Here is a 2,456-nt window from a genome sequence, read left to right on the forward strand (position 1 = left end):
TCTTTAGCCATGTCTACGTCACGGATACGGCTCTCAGCAGCTGTGATGTTCTCTGTCTGAACACCTAAGTTGTTGATCGTGTGCTCCAGACGGTTCTGAAGTGCACCGAGGTCAGAACGGATGCTGGAAACATCATCGATAGCTGCGTTTACTGTATCGATTGCATTTTTTGCTCCTGCTACAGTTGTAATGTCAATGCCTTTTACGCCCAGAGAAGAAGCGCTCATTGCCTTGATGTTAACATTGATTGTATTTGCATCGGAAGAAGATTCTCCAACGTGCAGTGCAATGTTAACAGAACCGCCTGCTGCACCACCTGCTGCTCCGGCAGGAGCTTTGAAGTTCAACTGGGTGGTTGTAGTACCATCAATTTCAGCAGCATAACCTGTTTTCTGCTCGATCAAATCCTTCAATACTGATACGCCAGCAGCATTCTTATCACCTACAACAGCGTTTACGTCCGGCCCTAAAGCAACAGCAGCAGCCTGATCAGCTACAATTGCAAATTTCTTGCCATCTACTGTGAATACATCACCCAATGTATAATTTGCGAAGTTAAAGGACTGGAATGCATCCGTTCCAGTGTTAGCAGCTTTGGTTACAGCTTTGTCAACTGCTGCAGCTCCCGCTGTGCTCTGTTCCAACTTATTAAGAGTTGTTGTAGATCCTGCCACTTTAGCTTCAAATGTCAGAGCACCCGTAGCAGCTGTAACTTTGAATACATCCTTTAACTGGGCATTGTTATTAATTGCCTTTGCAAATGCATCACCGAGCTCTGCAGCAGTTGGCTCTGCTGGCTTAGCCGCAGTATATACCGTGCCGTCCTCTCCGACTAAATTGCTACCGTCATATGTCAGTGTAATATCAACCTTGTCTGTTTTGCCGTTTGCGTCTGTATAGTTAACTGAAAGGGAAACCGTTTGACCTGCTGTAAGTGGAGCTGCTGGAGCTGTAAGTGCAGTAGCAGTTCCGCTGTACTTGGTTGCAGCAGTATCTGTAAGTTCTAAGCCTGTGATGTCCGGAACACCTGCTGCGCCGCCGGTGCCGCCGCCACCCTGGAACAGTTTTGTTCCGTTGAAGTTAGAAGTCTGGCTGATACGGTCGATTTCTTCATTCAACGCATTGATTTCTTTCTGCATCTCCTGACGGTTGCTTGTAGAATATGTTCCGTTTGCAGACTGAGTAGCAAGCTCAACCATACGGTTTAACATAGAGTGAACTTCTGTCAAAGCGCCTTCTGCCGTCTGAACCAGAGATACACCGTCTTCTGCGTTCTTCTGAGCTGTCTGAAGACCTGTGATCTGAGCTCTCATCTTCTCGGAAATAGCAAGACCTGCTGCGTCGTCGCCCGCGCGGTTGATTCTGTAACCAGAAGATAATTTCTCTAAGTTCTTAGAAACTGCTGAGTTGTTATTTGTTAAATTTCTGTGTGCGTTTAACGCTGGAATGTTGTGTTGAATTCTCATTATAATTTCCTCCTTGAAATAAAATCCAGTGGCTTCCATGCCATTGTCCTTGTTGCATTGCCTCCAGTAAAAGTACTTTTCTAGGGAACAGCCGGCTCATATTCCCTAAAACTACACTTTATTGCACTGTTACTGCCAATTTTTGAGAAATGTGCTTTAATTAAAAAAATAAAAATATATTAACAAAATGGAGGAATACACTATGGAGAAACATTTGTATGGTTATGTAAGGGTATCAAGCCGGGAGCAGAATATTGAACGTCAGATGATATCCTTAAAAGAATTTGGTGTCAAAACGGAAAATATTTATATTGACAGACAAAGCGGTAAAGATTTTAACCGACCTGCTTACAGCCGAATGATGCAGAAATTAAAATCCAATGACATAATCATTACAAAGAGTATAGACCGTCTTGGAAGAAATTACGAAGAAATCCAAGAACAATGGAGAATTATTACTAAAAAGAAGGGAGCGGATATTATTATTCAGGATATGCCGCTGTTAAATACAACGAAAACGAAAGATTTGCTGGGCAGTTTTATCAGTGATGTTGTGTTACAGCTCTTATCCTTTGTTGCTGAAAATGAACGCAATAATATACGCACAAGGCAGGCAGAAGGAATTGCCGCTGCAAAAAAAAGAGGTGTACAGTTTGGGAAACCCAGAATCTCTATGCCGCAGGATTTTCCGCGTCTATATTGTATGTGGGAAAATAAATTAATTACAATTGAAGAATTTGCTTCTATATGTAAGGTGGGCCGCAGCACTATGTACAACCGAATTAAAGATTACAAAAACACAAAAATTTATTAAAAAGTACTTATCTTCTAAAAAAACGATCCGATAATATAATTGAAAAGAAATTTTCAAGCTGTCCAAGTAAGTGTACTTTTCTGGACAAAATGCCGGCAGACCAGAAGGATGCACAAAGGACATAAAACATAGTCGATCGGGAAAAGGAATTCCCGAAGTTAATTTCAAGGAGGAAG

Annotated in this window: 2 protein-coding genes; one reads left to right on the plus strand and one right to left on the minus strand. The window is 42.1% G+C overall.

Features of this window, described 5'->3' with window-relative positions:
* Positions 1-1,466: flagellin N-terminal helical domain-containing protein (locus NFS18_RS19415; protein ID WP_277613687.1), on the minus strand; the 1,466-nt coding region annotated here is incomplete at its 3' end.
* Positions 1,467-1,668: 202 nt separating this feature from the next.
* On the opposite strand from NFS18_RS19415, the gene NFS18_RS19170 reads away from it, so the two are divergent.
* Positions 1,669-2,280, plus strand: coding sequence for a recombinase family protein (locus NFS18_RS19170; RefSeq protein ID WP_251393160.1), 612 nt, complete (start codon positions 1,669-1,671; stop codon positions 2,278-2,280).
* Positions 2,281-2,456: the final 176 nt, after the last annotated feature.

Origin of the sequence: Mediterraneibacter agrestimuris (assembly GCF_943193195.1) — a bacterium.
GTDB classification, from domain to species: domain Bacteria; phylum Bacillota; class Clostridia; order Lachnospirales; family Lachnospiraceae; genus Schaedlerella; species Schaedlerella agrestimuris.

Bases quoted from the DNA above. Each gene is read 5' to 3' on its own strand.
- NFS18_RS19170 (WP_251393160.1), top strand. From the start codon at position 1,669: ATGGAGAAACATTTGTATGGTTATGTAAGGGTATCAAGCCGGGAGCAG.